This is a genomic window from Siphonobacter sp. SORGH_AS_1065, from assembly GCF_030818595.1.
Lineage (GTDB): Bacteria > Bacteroidota > Bacteroidia > Cytophagales > Spirosomataceae > Siphonobacter.
This window is the reverse complement of sequence record NZ_JAUTAM010000004.1, coordinates 112,122-128,148: the sequence shown is the minus strand read 5'-3', so window position 1 is coordinate 128,148 and position 16,027 is coordinate 112,122. Positions and strand designations below refer to the sequence as shown.

Sequence of the window (16,027 nt, the reverse complement as noted above, 5' to 3'; positions counted from 1 at the left end):
TATTTACAAGCCATTCACCGTCCGTTTGATAAATTCCGTTAAAGCAGGGCCGCTTAACAGACCTTGAGATAACAGAGCTAAATCAACCAATTGTTTCGCCAAAGCCTGATCGTTTGAATCTTTCACGCGGGAAATCGCGGGGTGATTCGCATTAATTAGTAGGTTATAAGTCACCGGCATTGACCCAAAGAAGGAGGGTTGGCCTCCCGCTTTCGACATGTCGTTCATGCGACGCATGAACTCATTTTGTGTAATTACCACGGGTAACTCATCGGTGCTTAGAGGCTGAATCTCTACGCTGTAACCGGCACCGGCTACTCCCTCAAAGGTGGCCTTTAAAGTCTCTTTCTCTTCTTCTGTCAGAATGCTTTCAATGGTTACACCCTTGTCAATCAACTTGTCAAGACTATCGGCATCCACTCGCTTGAAGGTAGTTTTTTCCAGCTTCTGCTCCAGTTTACCAATGAAGTGCGGATCAATTACACCATCCAGCTTCAGGACATTGTACCCACGAGCCATTGCTGTCTGGATGTAAGAATCCTGTTTGCCAGTATCGGTGGTGTATAACCAAACCAGATTGTCGTCTTTATCTTTCTGGGTTTCTTCCGTTTTCTCTTTGTATTCTTCGAGCGTGTAGAACGTATCTCCAGTGCTTTCCAGCAGAACGAAATCTTTCGCTTTATCGTAGAATTTATCTTCCGAGATCATCCCGTACTTCACGAACACACCAATGTCGCCGAATTTCTCTTCGTACCCGTGGCGGTCATTGTTGAATAGCTCGGACAATTTGTCGGCTACCTTACGAGTAATATAGCCGTTGATTTTCTTCACGTTCGAATCGGCCTGAAGGAAGCTACGGCTTACGTTCAGCGGAATATCGGGAGAGTCAATCACGCCGTGCAGTAACATCAGGAAATCGGGCACTACGTCTTTTACTTCATCCGTAATAAACACCTGACGGCTGTAAAGCTGAATTTTTTCCCGACTCAGTTGCAGCTCATTCTTGATTTTGGGGAAGTAGAGAATACCCGTCAGATTGAAGGGATAATCTACATTCAGGTGAATCCAGAAGAGGGGTTTTTCTGAGAAAGGATACAGCGTTTCGTAGAATTTCAGGTAATCTTCATCCACCAGCTCATTCGGATTTTTCGTCCAGATGGGTTCGGTTTCGTTGATTACTTTATCCTCAAAAGAAACAGGAATGGGCAGGAATTTACCGTATTTCTCTAAAATCGTACGGATGCGGGCAGGCTCTAAAAACTCCTGAGAATCCTCGGTAATATGAAGAATAATGTCCGTTCCACGGTCAGCTTTATCGGCAGCGGTAATCTCAAATTCCGTTGAACCATCACAGATCCAGCGAGCGGCGGGAGCATCCTGATAAGACTTGGTAATAATCTCCACCTGAGAAGCTACCATGAATGCCGAGTAGAAGCCCAGACCAAACTGTCCGATGATAGCTCCACGCTCAACCCCCTGATCTTTATACTTCTCTACGAATTCAAGAGCCCCTGAAAAGGCAATCTGATTGATGTATTTCTTGATTTCATCAGCCGTCATCCCTAAACCTTTGTCGCTGATGGTCAATGTTTTTGCCTCTGGGTCGATGGAAACTTTGATCGTTAGATCACCTAACTCTCCACCGTATTCGCCCATCGAAGCCAGGCGTTTGATTTTCTGAGTAGCATCAACGGCATTAGAAACCAATTCGCGAAGAAAAATCTCGTGGTCGGAATACAGAAATTTCTTAATAATTGGAAAGATATTCTCGGTATGAATCGAAATGTTTCCCTTTTCGTGAAAAGTTGTCGTTTCCATTGAGTTGTAAATAAGATTAAATAATATATGAATAGATGCCCGAAGAAAGGCAAAGGCTGTTCCAAAAGTATAAAGGTGTCATAATGACAGTTTGAGTAGCCGACAAGCATAAATGACACAGAAAAGGCTTAGTTTCGGTAGAGTGGAGGTTTTTATCAACTTATAGTTAATATTGCAGGAAGTTGAGGTAAAAAATAATTACATTTTGGTATAAAAAGAAGGTAAAATTGCATAATTATTACTTGTCCTACTTGCCTCACAAAAGAAGAATCATAACCTATTTGAATACACGGCACTTCGGTGCCGTTATTTTTTGTTATTAATTCGTTCTGGTTTTAGCATTTTATTCACTTTCCCTCTTAAAACTCAGCCGCTATTTTAAAGTAGATCATCGAATTATCTCTATGACTCCCTAGAAAAAATAATATAAATATCTAAAGAATAAGTAGGTATAATTTCATTATACATATTGATATATGGTATTTTTTATCAATATTTGACTGTATTATTGATGTATGATGAAATAAAAATCAATTTTTACAAAACCCTAACTACCTAAAATTCGTTTATACAAGCGATCAGTAACTTATTAACCGGAATTGACAAGGTGGTAGTAAAATTGTACTTTTGCAATATCATACAGCCCAAATGAAACGTTAGTATTTCAGCCTTCACAAAAAACATAACCCAAGATTATGAAAACTCCAGTACAGTCTAAATCATTAGCCCCAACGGATTATTTGATCGCTGTTATTTTGATTATTGGCTTGTTATTCACGGTGTTCTCTTTTAGCCAGATTCACTGATACTCGTTCGGCATTTCTTTAGAAAATTTCCTATTTAGAAATAGTATGCATCGGCAGAACCTGCTTCAGGCAGGCTCTGCCGATTTATTTTTAGGGGTAATGACTACTTTACTCTTTTAAACTTGCTAGCCCAGCGAAAAGCCATTTTATTCGTGGCAGCATAACTAAACTTTACATTACAAGTGAATAATCTTTGGGGCATTGACTTAGGCGGGACGAAAATTGAGTGTGCTGTATTAGACGCCAACAATATTACTAATGTGCGGGTTCGCCGCCGCGTTCCTACCGAAGCAGATAAAGGCTATAAACATATTCTCAGCCAGATTGAAAAACTGGTGAAAATGGTTACGGAAGAGCTGGGTGAAGGTCCGCAAAAGATTGGTTTCGCTACCCCCGGAACGCTTGATCCGGTTACACAAACCATGCGTGGGTGTAATACCGTGGTAATGAATGACCAGCCCATGCAAAAAGACCTGGAAGCTCTTCTGGGTATTCCCTGCATGATTGCCAACGATGCGAACTGTTTTGCTCTGGCAGAAGCCGTTTTAGGAGCTGCTCCGAAAGTGCATGAGAATCCACAGGTGGTTTTTGGAATTATCATAGGTACTGGCGTCGGCGGAGGCGTGGTTATCAATGGCAAAGTATGGGGTGGTCGTCAGGGCATTGGTGGCGAATGGGGGCATATCTTTCTGGATAACTCCGGTGGTCCCTGTTACTGTGGTAATCATGGTTGCGTAGAAACCGTATTGTCCGGTCCTTCACTGCAACGTTTTTATAAAGAAGAAAGTGGTTCGTCTCTAAGTATGCCCGACATTCTGGCTCGTTACCAGGATGGTTCGGACCCTATAGCGACGGCAACGGTAGAACGAATGCTGAACATGTTTGGCAAAGCAATTTCAATCATTACCAATCTGCTCGATCCTGATGTCATTGTGATTGGTGGCGGGGTTTCTAACATTGATCTACTTTACACCGAAGGTGTCGAGCGGGCCAGAAAGCACGTGTTTACGCCTAAACCTGACTTACTAATCGTGAAAAATGAGCTAGGAGACAGTGCGGGTGTGTTTGGAGCTGCGTTGTTATAATTTCAGAAACCATTCGCCGGATCGGAAAGTTTTAACAGGGTAAGGTTACGTACGAAACTAGCAATAGAATCTTTAAACCAATACAGCCATGCAACTTTCAGCAGAACGGACGGCACTCGTCCTCATTGAATTTCAGAACGATTTTACAACCGAAGGTGGCGTATTTCACGGAGGCGTAAAGGCCGTAATGGACTCAACGCAGATGTTACCCAATACGATTGAATTGGTGAAGCAGGCTCGCGAAGCAGGTATTCAGATCGTACACGTACCCATTGCTTTTACGGATGATTACCACGAATTAACGCCGAATCCGTACGGAATTCTGAAGGGAGTGAAAGACGCCGGAGCATTCAAGAAAGGTACTTGGGGAGCGGAGATCGTTTCAGATTTGCATCCACATCCCGAAGATATCGTGATTGAAGGCAAACGGGGATTATGCGGTTTTGCCAGCACGAATCTTGATTTTATTCTGCGGAGCCGGGGTTTTCAGAATATTGCACTCGCCGGATTTTTGACAAACTGCTGCGTAGAATCATCCATGCGGACGGCTTATGAAAAAGGATACAATGTCATTACGCTAACCGATTGTTGTGCGACGCTAAGTCAGGAAGAGTACGATAATGCCCTGGCGAAAGACTTCCCGATGTTCAGTCAACCCATGACGCATCAGGCGTTTCTGTCCTCGGTCGGAACCGAAATAGAACTAGCAGGTAAGGCTTACGAATAAATAAAAAACGACTCAGGAAACTGAGTCGTTTTTTGTTTAGATACGATCTTCAAAGGTATTGAGTTTAGCTAAGTAACATAATTTAGGTAGTGCTGTAAAAATTTAAGTCTTTCAAATCACGGGAATCTAAATTTTTAAACTAAAAAATCTATTTGTGAAGAAAAACCGAAGACATAAGATATATTTTTTAAATTACACATGATGGGATAATTTCAGGATTGACTTGTGATAAGGAATTGCTGACTTTGATTATTTACTGTAAGTATTTAGCCGAACAAATTAACAAGTCTTTCGATAAGTTTTTTGTTGAATTTACTCAAATTGACGAATTGTTTTTATCGACATGGCCAAGTTTATTTGATTTACCTGCACAGACATTTACAGAACTAGCCGACATTTATTAAAGCGGGACTTGAAATACTCTCGGCTGATATCGAAGAAGGAAAAGTGATAATTGCTTACAATCAACACGATACAAAATTTGATTATTTTAGTGGAAAATTGACAATAAGATAATAAAAGTGTTCGACCAAAATAAAAAAAATGATAATTAACGAGTTGAATATAATATGTAAAAGCTATGGGGACGGACGAATGAAGCAAGAAATAAAATATGCCTATAACACAGGTTTTACGCCAGGTAGGGTGACGTGTAAACTTGGAGCTTTATACTTCTATCAACAATTGGGCTTAACTTTATCTGACGGTTTTCAAAGTCCCGCCTTCACTAATCCCTGTTTGTTAGCATCCGTATTAAGAATGGTAACACCTTACAAAATATTAACACTTTTTTTGTGGCTTATAACTTTTAAACAAGTTACTGCCCAGACAACTTATTCCATATGTTACATTCACACTATAAAATCACAGAATAATAAATTCTTTTTAGAAACTATTCCTTTTGATAATATTGAGCAAACATCAACAGGAATAACATCTGTTTTTAGTTATGATTCAACCAAAATTTACGAAGTTGATAGACATTTTGAGCTATCAGACAATAGAAGAGAAATATTCTTGAGTAATAATGGGAAAACCATTGCTTACGTAATAGATAGAGAATTTAAATGGGATGGATTCCAAAATAAAAGTATTGAGATATACAAAAATGGCCACTCTGTAAAACAATTCCAGTTGACTGACCTAATTGATTGTAATTCTGAAAACGAAGATTGTTATTTGTTTTACAAAGAATCGATTGATACAGTTTTTTGGGAGAATGGCAAAAGAAAAATAACATTTAAAGAAGATGTATCTGACTTCGAAAAGAAATTAACTGAAAAGGCAACATATTTAAATAATGACACGCTATATATTTTTACCAAAACATCTAAGCTAATTGCTATTGACTTGAATACAATAAATTTAAGTTCAATGTTACTTACAAAAATTGATCCAGAAAAGTTTAAGGAAATAAGGCCTACTCAATCGCATATAAAGAAGTTTAAAACATCTTCATTGTATGGTCTGCCAGATCTTTCAAGCGGCTTGACATTCGAGAAGGGTCTAGCTAGAAATCTGGGAATGGTAGTCTTTCCCGAAGAAAAAAAAGATTCATATGAATTGAAAAAATATTCTATTAAAGTTCAAATTATTGTTGATAAGTATGGTAATGCTGCTCTCGATAAAATTGAAAACTATAACGCACTTCCCGAAGACAAAATCAAAACATTCATTGAATCCCAAAAATTTGCAATAAATTCAATACCTCAAGAGGTTGGAAAATGGAGATTTGAGGGCTGGATTGCTTTAATGAATAAAAATAAAAAAGAAGCAAAAAAAGAAAAGAGACAAGAAATTGTCAAAGAGAAGGAAGTATACAAAAAACGAATTATTACTGATTCTATTAATGGACGTTATATTCCTAAAAATATTGAAGAATGCTTTTTAGAGCTTAATAAAATTTTAAAACCAAAAGATATAGAAGCAATTAAAAATCTAAAAGACCGAAGTGAGACGATTTTATACCATCATGGGTTTGGGACTTGGCTAAGGAATAATTGGGGACTTTGGGGAGGTTCTAGACTTCAACAATATCTAATAAAGAAAGGAATTGATCATCCCGATTCAATGTCGTCAATAATACTTGAATATTATTATGACTGGCTTAACGGGCAAAATGATAAATGGAAGGAATTTGAAGCTAAATAGAAAAAACTCTGCTGCCCGCGAGAAAGCGGATATCATCTATGCGGAGTAAGGGTAGCAATAAGCGAGTAAAACGAAAGAACAAACGAGTCATTCCTGTTTCCGATGCCAGCTTTTCCGCTGGCATCATTAATCAGGGGAGATCAAACAAGAACAGGGTAAGCCCTTAATAACGCTGGTGCGAGATTCCATTTCTTCAAAAGGACCGGTTCCTACCTGTCATTAGATCCCATTAGCCCCGTTCGTTCGCATTTCCAACGTTAGGCGTCACGGACGAACGCTTTAGATATCCTCACTCTTCTTGAACGTCAAACGGTATACCGACCCTTTTTCTCAAGATTTTATAATATGATAATAGATAAAAGATAAGGAATACGCAGAAACCCTTTCCTTTGTAATCCGTCAACTATTGCCCAATTATGAAACGCCACTGGATTACTTTTCTTTTTGCTCTGGGAAGCAACCTGGTTTTTGCTCAAACCAATTTCAAATTCCGTCCCGCAGCCCATTCGCACAACGACTACGAACAGCAAAAACCCTTTGAAAAAGCTTATTCGCTGGGCTTTGGCTCCATCGAAGCCGATGTTTACGTACAGAATGGCGAGTTAATGGTGGCTCATAACCGGGAAGACATCAAGCCTGAACGGACATTCCGGAAAATGTATCTGCTGCCTTTGCTGGTTAATCTGCGTCAGCATGAAGGGTATCCGTATCCTGGTCATCATAAAGTTCAGGTACTGATTGATCTGAAAGATGCGGAGGCCATTGATTTGTTGCAGAAAATGCTCAAGGACCACAAAATGGAGTTGCAGAAAGTGGACTTCGTGCTGAGTGGAAATATGCCTAAGCCCGAGGATTTTAATACATACGATAAAATCCTGTGTTTCGATGGTCGTCGGAATATTACCTATTCGGCTGAAAACCGAGCTCGCGTTCCATTAATTAGTGCTGATTTCAAGGAATTTAGCTCATCCGGTTGGGACGGTACTACGCCCTTATCCACGGAAGTGGAAAATAAAATCAAAACCTTCGTCACGCAAGCTCACCAGAACAATCAGAAAACCCGGATTTGGGGAACACCCAATACGGTTCTGGCCTATCAGACGCTCCAACGCCTCGGTCTGGACTACATCGGTTCGGATGATCTGGACAAATTGGCGGAGATTTTGAATTAACCACCGTTTTTTAGCAGACACCCGTATATTCGCTTTCCTGGTTTAACTTTTTAGGAACTCGAATATGGTGACATAAGTGGCATCCCTTTCGAGGGGATGCCATTTTCTTAAAACATTGGGTATGAAGCTAATAAAACTGGCCGCTGGCGTTGTTAATACCACTCCTCTCGATTGGAAAGGAAATCTTGCCAACATTCTGACTTGCATCGACGAGGCTAGGAATCAGGATGTTACTCTTCTTTGCTTACCTGAATTGTGTCTGAGTGGCTACGGCTGTGAGGATATGTTTTACGCTCCCTACGTTGCGGAAACAGCCCTTAGCATGCTCGATGAAATTGTGCCTTATACATCGGATCTGGCCGTTTCCGTAGGTATGCCGCTCATGCTGAACAATAAAGTTTATAACGCTTCCTGTTTCATTGTGAATCGGCAGATTCGGGGTTTTGCTCTGAAGAAAAATCTGGCTAATAATGGCATTCATTACGAAACCCGGTGGTTTCATGCCTGGGCTTCGGGCGAACGAACGAACGTAAAAATCAATGGAATCGATTATCCCGTTGGTGATTTACTTTTCGAAGTGGCGGGTGTTAAAATTGGTTTTGAAATCTGTGAAGATGCCTGGATCGCCAATCGTCCCGGTCGGGAATTGTACGCTCGCGGCGTGGATATCATTCTGAATCCTTCGGCTAGTCATTTCAGCTTCTTCAAAAGCCAAACGCGGGAACGCTTCGTGCAGGATGGCAGTCGTTCTTTTGGGTGCGTGTATGTGTATACGAACCTGTTAGGTAACGAAGCGGGCCGGGCCATTTACGACGGCGATGCGATGATTGCCCAGTCGGGCGAAATGCTGGCTTCGGGAACCCGCTTTAGCTATACGGATCATTACATGGTAACGGCCACGGTTGATCTGGAGAAAGGTCGGCTGGAACAAACGCAGAATCGGGCGATTTTCAGTAAAGCGGGCGATGCTTTAACCGTTTCCGTTCCTTTCCAGTGGCCTGATATTCGTCCGGCTCGTAACCAGTATTTGCTGGAGGACTGGGAGGCCAAGGGCTATCAGAAAGAAGAAGAATTTGCCCGGGCTGTTTCACTGGCTTTGTTTGATTACCTGCGGAAGAGCCGCTCGCAGGGCTTCGTCGTTTCGCTGTCGGGGGGAGCCGATTCTTCGGCCTGTGCCGCTCTGGTCTATCTGATGGTGGAGCTGGGGATTGAAAGCATTGGGCTGGATAAATTCAAAGAGCGGCTGGGATACATCACTAAAATTCAGGACGCAACCACGACCAAAGAGATCGTTCACGAATTATTATACTGCATCTGGCAGGGAACGGAAAACTCGTCGAAGGAAACGAAACATTCCGCGACCTCACTGGCCGAAGATATCAATGCCCGGTTTTTCGATGTAAATATTAACGGGCTGGTGGAAACCTACAAAGGTCTGATCGAAGAAGGACTTGAACGGAAGTTAAGCTGGGACACGGACGACATCGCTCTGCAAAACATTCAGGCTCGGGTGAGGGCTCCAAGTGCCTGGTTGTTAACCAACGTTTATAACTGTCTGTTACTTTCCACGTCCAATCGTTCGGAAGCTTCGGTAGGCTATGCTACGATGGATGGAGACACGGCAGGTAGTATCTCTCCACTGGCCGGAATCGATAAAACCTATTTGCGGAAATGGTTACTATGGCTTGAAAAGGTGGGCTTGGGCGGAACGCTGAGAGTACTAGGGTTGAATGCTATGAATAACCTTCAACCTACGGCTGAACTCCGCCCCGCTGATCGCAAGCAAACCGATGAAGCCGATTTGATGCCCTATGAAGTATTGAATGCGATTGAAACCTACGGCTTCCGCGACAAACAGGCACCCAAAGAAGTATTGAAAAAACTGGAGCTGGATTTTGAAGGCGTTTATACCCGTGAAGAGCTAGCAGGCTGGACCGAACGCTTTTTCCGGTTATGGAGCCGAAATCAATGGAAACGCGAACGGTATGCTCCGAGTTTCCACATTGATGACCGAAATCTGGACCCCAGAACCTGGTTACGCTTTCCGATCTTATCGGGCGGGTTTGAAAAAGAACTGGCTGAATTGCGAGAAGAAGCCAATGCTCCTGCGGGTCGCCGAAGGATTGGATTTGGTAACTAATCGTTTCCCTGATTATTCAACATCTTTAAAGACAACGAGCCCCGGTTTAAACCGGGGCTCGTTGTCTTTAAAGATGTTTATTTCAAATATAAAACCCCGCTAGGGTCGAAAATTAGTGGGATTTCCCCTGCAATGCCTCCATTGCTACGGCGAGATACACAAATGGAGCGTTCCAGTTAATGGCAATTTCATTGGAAGCATAAGAGCAGACCTCATCGGTAAAAGACTCATTCGGAAGTTGGTTGGGATAGGTGGGGCACTTATCCTGCTGCCCCGGATTAGGCCCACCCGAGAGCATTCCCGGAACGGGTTCCGGTACGCCATCCGCTTCAGAAAGCCGATGGTGGGGATGGAGGGGGGATTTGGACCCAGCTCCGGTCAGGAAGCAATAACCCGTCGCGTTTCGGCCTAGTAGATAATCCAGATTCGATAAAGCCCCTTCCAGGTATTCTTTTTTCGGACGCAGGCGGTAGGCGTGTAGTAAGGCAATGCCCTGGTTAGCGGCCACTGAACTACTTCCCCAGCTAAAATCCTTCGCCGTTTGTCCCATCACCGTTGCGTAATCCCCCGATGAATAGTTTGCAATCAGATCGTCAGCGGCTTTGAGTAATAAGTTTCGAATCCCGTTAACTTCAGTTTGAGCAGCTTCGGGTAACTGAGTTTGCAGGCGGGTTAACGTATAATACCCTAATGTTCGAACCTGATTCCAGGAAGGCAGGGGAGCGTTTGGCTCTGGAATCCAGGCCAGGCGATATTGTTTGTCTTTCGTTAGGGCGTATAATTCTGCGGAAGCCCAGATCCATTCATCGCTAACCTGACGGTCGCCATAGGTACCCGTACTAACATCCGGGTCAAAATTCCTATTAATCTCTTCCTGCTCGTATAACACTTTCGGATGTTCCTTCGCCCAAATCCAGGCCTGCACAGCCCTGACCCGACACGAATCTGTAAGGCCCGGTAACTCCCTTGAAAAAGGCTTGAAAACCCGGGCGGCCTGAGCCATAACTGCTGCAAAGTCCAATGTAGCTGCCGTACTTTTCTGCACAACATAACGAACGGTTTTGGCTTCGTGCGGCATGATCATGCCGTCGAATTTGGCATTGGTTAGTTTATGATACACGCCACCGTCGTGAGGATCCTGCATGGTTAACATCCAGCGAAGGTTAACTAAAACTTCATCCAGCAAATCAGGAATAGCATTCGTTTTTTCGGGAATATCAATCACTAACTTTCTTACGTAAGCGGGGTAATCTTCGTAGAGTGAAAGCAGCGTTCCGACGGTAATACCGGAGTTAACGATATACTTGTTATAATCTCCGGCATCATACCAGCCGCCGGGGGAGGAAATGACCGTTCCTGCCGGGCGTTCTTTCGAAGCTGCTGATGGATGAACGATCACTTTTGCATCCGAATGTCCCGCTGGGCGAGCCCATTTTCCCGCAAAAGGCTTACTTAATGCCGTTGATACTCGGTTGTAATAGAACATTTTTATACCAGCCTTAGCGATGGGGAGATGAACATTCGGCTGAATTTTGAAAGGATAGGAAGCTCCAATTTCGGGTACAACGAGCTGATAAGTACCCGGTTTTTTGAAAGCCGAGAAGTCCGCAAGATGACTTTCTTTTTTAGAGTAAGGATTAATGCGGGCAGCTTCCGTTTTTCCCCGAAACACCGTATCCTTTCCTGACACAATGACAAAAGAAGAACCTTTCATGATGACGGCTCTCTTTAGGGCATTAGGATAAAATCCGACCTGATTCAGTTGGATGGATTCTGAGGCAGACTGGGCAAAACCTGAGTAACTACAGAAGAATACGAAAAGAAAAAATAGACGCTTCATAATAGATTTAAAGGACGGTTCTGATGGCAAGTTACGGGTTGGGAGTGGGATAAAGCGGTATTTTCGGGAAAGGGTAGTAGCTTTGATTGACGAAAATGAACAGCAATTCTTTTTTTGCTAGTTTCCACTTATTTACTTCTCATGTTTCTTGCCATTGACGTCGGTAATACTGACATCGTTTTTGGAATTTATACAAACCAGAACTGGCTTCATCAGTTCCGGATTCCGACTCATTACAGTACGCGGCCCGCAGATTATGAAGCCCGATTACGGATGCTTTTTCTGGAGAATGATCTGAAAATCAGTGATATAAATCGAGTCGGTATTAGCAGTGTTGTTCCGGGAGAAACGGCTTTGATTCGTTCGCTGGTAAAAGAACTTTTTGTCTTAGAGCCTTACGTACTGGGGCCTGAAATTTACCCTCATTTGGGAATAGAACTGGCCAGCCCCCGTGAAATTGGGACGGATCTGGTGGCCAATGCCGTGTATGCCTGGTATACGTATCAGCAGAATTGCATTGTGGTTGATTTTGGAACCGCTCTCACGTTTACCGTGGTTTCCAATGCCCGAATTGTGGGCGTTAACATTGTGCCCGGTATTAAAACGGCTCTTCGTTCGTTATTTTCAAATACGGCTCAGTTACCCGAAGTGCCGCTGGAAATGCCAGCGTCAGCGATTGGTAAAAATACCGTTCACGCCATTCAGGCCGGGATTCTCTGGGGGTATGTGGGTTTGGTGAAAGAGCAGTTATTGCAAATTCAGAAAGAAGTAGGGCCTTGTAAAGTATTAGCTACAGGAGGGCTCTCTTCTGTATTAAAACCCTTGCACGAACTTTTTGAAGAAGTAGATATTAATCTCACCCTCAACGGCCTGCGGATCGTGGGTGATTTAATTCAGCGATGAAATTCGATTACAGATAATGGGTTATGGCTTGAATTTATACCTCGTGAATTGCAGTATTCAAGCATAAAGTTTTATTTAAATATGTATTTTAAACATGTGTTTAAAATTCTTTGTTAATTCTACACAAGTATTATTTATTTGCATCAGCATATGACAAGCCACCCAGTTGATACGGAAGAGAAGATCAAGGAAGCTGCTCAGCGAATCTTTCTTGAAAAGGGGTTTGACGGTACGACGATTCGAGATATAGCCGAAGCTGCTCAGATCAATACGGCTTTAACAAACTATTACTTCAGAAGTAAGGAAAAGTTATTCTGGCTGGTCTATGAGTCGTTGCTCAAGGAAGCCCTCAAAAGCGTGCAGGCTATTCTGGACAAGCCTATTGGTGTAAAGGAAAAACTGGTAGAATTGCTTGACCACATGTTTGAAGTACACGGCCAAAATCCAAATCAGGCCATCTTCCTCATGAACGAATGCCGACGGAATCCGCAGGGATTTGCTGATAAAATTGGTATTAACTGTGGAGCTATGGAGCAGGGGTTTATCCTGCAATTTGAAGAGGAAGTAAAGAAAGGATTAATCATCGACATTTCTCCCGATACGATATTCCCTCTGATTTTTGGACTAATTCAACAGATTTTCGCCGGGCGTGAGCTTACCATGCATTTATTCCAGATGAATGAAGCAGAATTTAACAAGCACGCACTGGAGCAAAAGAAAATTATTAAAGAAATGTTGTTAAAGTATTTATTCATCGAATAAAGGCCTCTTATTCAACCGAATGAGCCCTTTGGAAACAATGGGCTTTTCTTTTACTCTTGATTTAAACAAACGTTTAAATTATCTATTTTAATCAAATAATCCAATGTTACGCCTTCCCCTGTTGCTTTGCCTGAGTTTGCTGACAAGCGGGGTTTTTGCCCAGCAATTATCGCTGGAAGAACTTACCGAAAAAGCACTTACGCATAATCTGGATGTTCGCTCAAGTCAGCTTGAACAACAGATCACGGAGTCCCGAATCAAAGAAGTGAAATCATCGGCTTTGCCGCAGGTGAACTTTGCCGGAGACTATAAATACTATATCAAGATTCCCGCTCAGGTCATCCCCTTATCCGCCTTTGGTGGCCCGGAAGGTGCTTATTCGGCGGCAGCTTTTGGCTTACCCTGGAACCTCGGGAGCACCGTTCAGGCCAATCAGGTGATTTATAATCCCGGAATTATGATTGGACTGAAAGCGGCGAAAGTGGGTCGCGAAGTATCCGAGTTGCAGATTCGTCGCACCAAGGAAGACATTGCCTATAACGTGGCTGTTTCCTATTACAATGCCCAGACGCTGGCCCAGCAGGTGAAGTTTCTAGAAGGGAACATCGAAGCCCTCGATCGCTCCATTCGCATTACCGACTTACAGTTTCAGAATCAGTTAGGAAAGGGCATTGACGTAGATCGTCTGCGGTTAAATAAAGTGTCCATGCAAACGCAAATCGAGTCTTTAAAGGCTGATTACATAAAATTGGTAAGCCTGCTGAAGTTTCTGGCGGGTATTCCTCAACAGGACGAACTGACCATTAATAATACCATTCAGGAATCAACCGTGGTAGTGCCTACCTCGCAGGAAAGTGGCCTGAACCGGACGGAATTATTACTGCTGGATCGCCAGCAATTTGCGAATACGCTGGAACAGAAGAACATTAAAGCCGGATTCTTACCTACGGTTTCGGCCTATGGGGTAGCCAATCACAGCGTTTTTGCCATTGGCGGTGACCAGTCGTATCTGAAGGGCATTCCGGCGTACTGGCTGGGTCTGCAAATCAACTGGAATATTTTCGATGGGTATACTCGTCGTCACAAGCTTTCCCAGAAGCAGCTCGAAGGACAACAATTGTCGCTCAACCTTCAAAAAACGAAAGAATCCATTTCGATGGATATTACCAATGCCCGAACCCAAATGTCGGTGCAGAACCAGAACCTGAAAACGTCCGAAGAACAGGTCAAACTGGCTCAGAAAGTATACGAACAAACGCAGCTTCAGTTCAAGGAAGGAACGATTGACATCAGTAACCTCATTCAAACGGAAAATGCCCTCCGCGAAGCTCAGAATAATTTCCTTACCTCATTAGTAAAACTCCGGACGGCTGAACTCGACTGGAAAAAAGCCACTGGTAATCTCATCACCCAATAGATCCACTTTTATATGAAACGCATTTTCGTAGCTATCGGTCTGGCAGCCACTATTGGTCTGACGGGCTATAAGTTGCTCGACAACAAGGAAAAAGTTGCCGCTAAAGTATATAAACCCGAAGTAAACCTGAAAGTAGGCGTTCGGACGGCTAAGGCTGAAGTTCGTGATCTTTCGCAGGAATCTCAGTTTTTAGGTTCGTTTGCGGCCAATCGCGAAATCGAAATTCGTCCGCAGGCGGGGGGTGAAATCGTTCAGTTACCCATCGTTGAAGGGCAGATGGTAGGAGCTGGAAAACTGGTAGCCAAGATCGACGACGATCAGTTACGTTTCCAGATTGAAGCCTTGCAGATCAGCATCGAGGGTTACCAGAATGACCTGAAACGGTACGAAGCTCTGGTTAAAGGAGATGCCACGCCCGCTGTGAATATCGAGAAAACGCAGCTCAACATTCGTTCGACGCAGGCTCAGATCAAGCAATTACAGAAACAGCTTTCCCAAACCACCATTACGGCTCCTTTCTCAGGAATCGTTACTACTAAAATGGTAGAAAAGGGTTCGGTGGTTTCTCCCGGAACGCCGCTGGCCAAAGTAACCGACATTTCTTCGCTGAAACTGGTCGTTCAGGTGCCTGAAAAAGCTGTGAATCAGTTCAAAATGGGCCAAATGATTTCGGTAAAAACCGAGGTTTATCCCGACATTGATTTCAAGGGGCGGGTATCGTTAATCGGTGCCCAGGGCGATGCCGCTCATAACTACCCTGTCGAAATTACCGTATTAAACACGGCTGCTCACCAGTTACGGGCGGGCATGTACGGCAGCATTGCCAATACGAGTGAATTAAAAGGACAGACTCTGTCCGTGCCTCGTCAGGCCATTGTCGGTTCGACGAAACAGGCTCAGGTTTACGTGGTAGAGGATGGTAAAGCTGTGTTACGCGACGTGAAAATCGGAGCGACCACAAACGATTACTACGAGATTACCAGCGGCATCCAGGCGGGTGAACAAGTCGTGGTGAGTGGACAAATCAACCTTCAGAATGGAACCCCCGTGGTGGCCCAATAAAGCAGAAGAAGCTTTGGTTTGAGCATTAATATCTAGACAGTTTTCAGCGTTAGTTTGGTGAGATCGTCCGTTCCCTTCAACCGATCTGTTTTTAAGGGCCTCTCCTGTGACTCAAACCTGATCAAACGGAATCTAATGTCTCAA

General features: G+C 43.4%; 11 protein-coding genes. 9 read left to right on the top strand and 2 right to left on the bottom strand.

What is annotated here, in order from left to right; translation table 11 throughout:
- Window positions 1-3 precede the first annotated feature (3 nt).
- Window positions 4-1,818 carry a molecular chaperone HtpG gene (gene htpG / locus QE390_RS01395; RefSeq protein ID WP_106637595.1) on the bottom strand — a complete coding sequence of 605 codons (1,815 nt, stop codon included), beginning with the start codon at window positions 1,816-1,818 and terminating at the stop codon, window positions 4-6.
- Between the two features lie 988 nt (window positions 1,819-2,806).
- On the opposite strand from htpG, the gene QE390_RS01390 reads away from it, so the two are divergent.
- The 5 genes from QE390_RS01390 (at window position 2,807) to nadE (ending at window position 9,899) form a co-directional block, all read left to right on the top strand.
- Window positions 2,807-3,709, top strand: a complete 903-nt coding sequence (locus tag QE390_RS01390) for an ROK family protein (protein ID WP_307140799.1) — start codon at window positions 2,807-2,809, stop codon at window positions 3,707-3,709.
- 88 nt (window positions 3,710-3,797) lie between these two features.
- Window positions 3,798-4,436, top strand: coding sequence for a cysteine hydrolase (locus QE390_RS01385; RefSeq protein ID WP_307140798.1), 639 nt, complete (start codon window positions 3,798-3,800; stop codon window positions 4,434-4,436).
- Between the two features lie 594 nt (window positions 4,437-5,030).
- On the top strand, window positions 5,031-6,587 hold the full coding sequence (locus QE390_RS01380; protein WP_307140797.1) for a DUF6794 domain-containing protein: 1,557 nt from the start codon (window positions 5,031-5,033) through the stop codon (window positions 6,585-6,587).
- Window positions 6,588-7,003: 416 nt separating this feature from the next.
- A complete protein-coding gene (locus QE390_RS01375; protein ID WP_307140796.1) occupies window positions 7,004-7,759 on the top strand; it encodes a hypothetical protein in 756 nt (251 codons plus the stop codon).
- 121 nt (window positions 7,760-7,880) lie between these two features.
- Complete coding sequence (gene nadE / locus QE390_RS01370; RefSeq protein ID WP_307140795.1) at window positions 7,881-9,899, top strand: NAD(+) synthase; 2,019 nt, start codon at window positions 7,881-7,883, stop codon at window positions 9,897-9,899.
- 112 nt (window positions 9,900-10,011) lie between these two features.
- On the opposite strand, the gene QE390_RS01365 is transcribed toward nadE, so the two are convergent.
- The gene (locus QE390_RS01365; protein WP_307140794.1) at window positions 10,012-11,739 is read right to left on the bottom strand and encodes a glycoside hydrolase family 9 protein; all 1,728 of its coding nucleotides are present in this window, start codon (window positions 11,737-11,739) and stop codon (window positions 10,012-10,014) included.
- A 141-nt stretch (window positions 11,740-11,880) separates the two neighbouring features.
- Between QE390_RS01365 and QE390_RS01360 the strand changes: the two genes are divergently transcribed.
- The 4 genes from QE390_RS01360 (at window position 11,881) to QE390_RS01345 (ending at window position 15,883) form a co-directional block, all read left to right on the top strand.
- Window positions 11,881-12,642, top strand: coding sequence for a type III pantothenate kinase (locus tag QE390_RS01360; RefSeq protein WP_106635673.1), 762 nt, complete (start codon window positions 11,881-11,883; stop codon window positions 12,640-12,642).
- A 150-nt stretch (window positions 12,643-12,792) separates the two neighbouring features.
- Window positions 12,793-13,404 carry a TetR/AcrR family transcriptional regulator gene (locus tag QE390_RS01355; RefSeq protein ID WP_106635674.1) on the top strand — a complete coding sequence of 204 codons (612 nt, stop codon included), beginning with the start codon at window positions 12,793-12,795 and terminating at the stop codon, window positions 13,402-13,404.
- Window positions 13,405-13,507: 103 nt separating this feature from the next.
- On the top strand, window positions 13,508-14,821 hold the full coding sequence (locus QE390_RS01350) for a TolC family protein (protein ID WP_307140793.1): 1,314 nt from the start codon (window positions 13,508-13,510) through the stop codon (window positions 14,819-14,821).
- A 12-nt stretch (window positions 14,822-14,833) separates the two neighbouring features.
- Window positions 14,834-15,883: an efflux RND transporter periplasmic adaptor subunit gene (locus QE390_RS01345; RefSeq protein ID WP_307140792.1), complete on the top strand. Its 1,050-nt coding sequence runs from the start codon at window positions 14,834-14,836 to the stop codon at window positions 15,881-15,883.
- Window positions 15,884-16,027: the final 144 nt, after the last annotated feature.